A 2,330-nucleotide genomic window follows, 5' to 3' on the forward strand; every position below is an offset into this window, starting at 1 on the left:
ACGGCATTGGCAACGTCACCCACCTCTGCACGAGTTGGGCGTGGGCTATCAATCATACTTTCGAGCATTTGAGTTGCCACGATAACTGGCTTAGCGGCCAAATTCGACATCTCAACCAAACGCTTCTGAATCATCGGCACATCTTCTGATGGAAGCTCAACACCCAAATCGCCACGAGCAACCATGATTGCATCACTGGCATTTACGATAGCCTCCATATTCACAATTGCTTCTGGTTTTTCCACCTTCGCAATTACTTTCGCAGTTTTGCCTTGTTCTTTGATATATTTCTGAATCTCTTGGATTTCTTCGGCAGTACGCACAAACGAAAGAGCAACCCAGTCAACATCATTTGCCAAACCAAATTTCAAATCTTCCCAATCTTTATCAGTTACTGATGGCTGAGAGATATTAGTATTTGGCAGGTTTACACCTTTCTTTTGTTTCAAAAGACCACCATAAACCACTTCTGTGATTACATCGGTGCCATCTTTACCTATTACTTTTACTTCTAACTTTCCATCATCCATCAAGATTCTCTCGCCTACCTTCACGTCGTTGTACATGCCTTTGTAAGGTGTACTCACTCTTTCGGCATTACCAACGATGTCGTCGCTGGCGAATCTTAGCTGATTTCCTGCAAAAATTTCAACGCCATCATTGCCACTTTCCATCAGACCAATTCTGATTTTAGGGCCTTGCAAATCTTGCAAGATGGCACATTTGAAGCCATGTTCTTTATTGATTTTACGAATACGGTCGATACGAATTTGGTGGTCGGCGTGAGTTCCGTGAGAGAAGTTCAAGCGGAAAACATTTACACCAGCTTTTGCCAATGCCAATAACATTTCTTCGCTTTCGGAAGCAGGTCCGACAGTTGCTACTATTTTGGTTTTTCTTTGCATAGGTGAAATAAAATTTTTCTTCGGCTTAGGAATTGTGCAAAAATACTAACTATTGACGAGATTTACAGAATATTTAAAACAGAAAGCAGGAAGGTTTTTTGAAAAAACAATTAACAAATTGATTATCAATAACTTAAATCTGATTATTGTTTATGTTAAATCTTAATAATAAATCAAAAAAGTACCATAAAAATCAATAGAATAGCTTTTTTGGTAGTAAATCGCTTAAAGTCAAACTTAGAAAAGCCATATTCATGAGATTGATTTTTTTTGAAAAAAAACCGTTTTTTTTTGTCTGAAAAAAATATTTGACTAAATTTGTATCAATAAAAAAACAAAACCATTGAAACATTCGTCAATCGCAATTTCACTTCTCCTGCTACTCAACCTGTCGGTGTGAGAAACGGAGACTTTGTATATACAAAAGCCCTTTCTTACTACGTGAGAAAGGGCTTTTTTGTGAAGGATTGACACAGTACTCACTTAACCAATATTAATCTCATCAGAAATGAGCGATAAAATTTATGTTTTTGACACTACTTTGCGAGATGGCGAGCAAGTACCGGGTTGTCAGTTAACGACTGACGAAAAAGTAATGATTGCTAAAGAACTCGAAAAGCTGGGTGTTGATATCATCGAAGCAGGATTTCCAGTGTCGAGTCCTGGTGATTTTCGTTCGGTTGTGGAGGTTTCAAAAGCCGTTACCGAGCCAACAGTTTGTGCGTTGTCACGTGCCGTAAAAGGCGATATTGATTCCGCTGGCGAAGCTCTGAAATTTGCGAAACGTCCACGTATACATACAGGAATCGGTGCATCGGATATTCACATCAAACATAAATTTAATAGTAGCCGTGAAGCAATTATTGAGCAAGCGATTGATGCCGTAAAACACGCTCGAAACCTTGTGGATGATGTAGAATTTTATGCTGAAGATGCTGGCCGTGCTGATTTAGAGTTTTTGGCTCGTTTGACCGAAAGCGTTATCAAAGCAGGTGCTACGGTTGTGAATCTCCCTGATACTACAGGTTATGTTTTGCCAAACGAAATGTATGACCGCATCAATTATTTGATGAATAACGTACCCAACGTTGATAAAGCTATTCTCTCGATGCACAATCATAATGATTTGGGCTTAGCAACCGCTAACACGATTGCGGGTATCAGAGCGGGTGCAAGACAAGTGGAGGTAACCATCAATGGAATTGGTGAAAGAGCAGGAAATACTTCGTTGGAAGAAGTAGCAATGATTTTGAAAGTACACAAATCGCTTGGCTACCACACCGACATCGACAGCACGAAGCTATTCCCGATGAGTAATTTGGTTTCTCAGACCATGAGAATGCAAGTTCAAGCCAATAAAGCAATCGTTGGTCGTAATGCTTTTGCACACTCGTCGGGTATCCACCAAGATGGTTTCTTGAAACA

2 protein-coding genes are annotated in these 2,330 nt (G+C 39.8%); one reads left to right on the plus strand and one right to left on the minus strand.

Going from position 1 to position 2,330, the window contains the following annotated elements; all coding sequences use genetic code 11:
• The coding region (gene pyk, locus ACOVO2_RS22675) for a pyruvate kinase (RefSeq protein WP_421772160.1) at positions 1–905 on the minus strand (905 nt) is incomplete at its 3' end.
• 508 nt (positions 906–1,413) lie between these two features.
• Between pyk and ACOVO2_RS22680 the strand changes: the two genes are divergently transcribed.
• A partial coding sequence (locus ACOVO2_RS22680) for a 2-isopropylmalate synthase (RefSeq protein ID WP_421772161.1) occupies positions 1,414–2,330 on the plus strand: 917 nt, incomplete at its 3' end.

The sequence above is a fragment of the Emticicia sp. genome, assembly GCF_049241225.1.
GTDB lineage: Bacteria > Bacteroidota > Bacteroidia > Cytophagales > Spirosomataceae > Emticicia.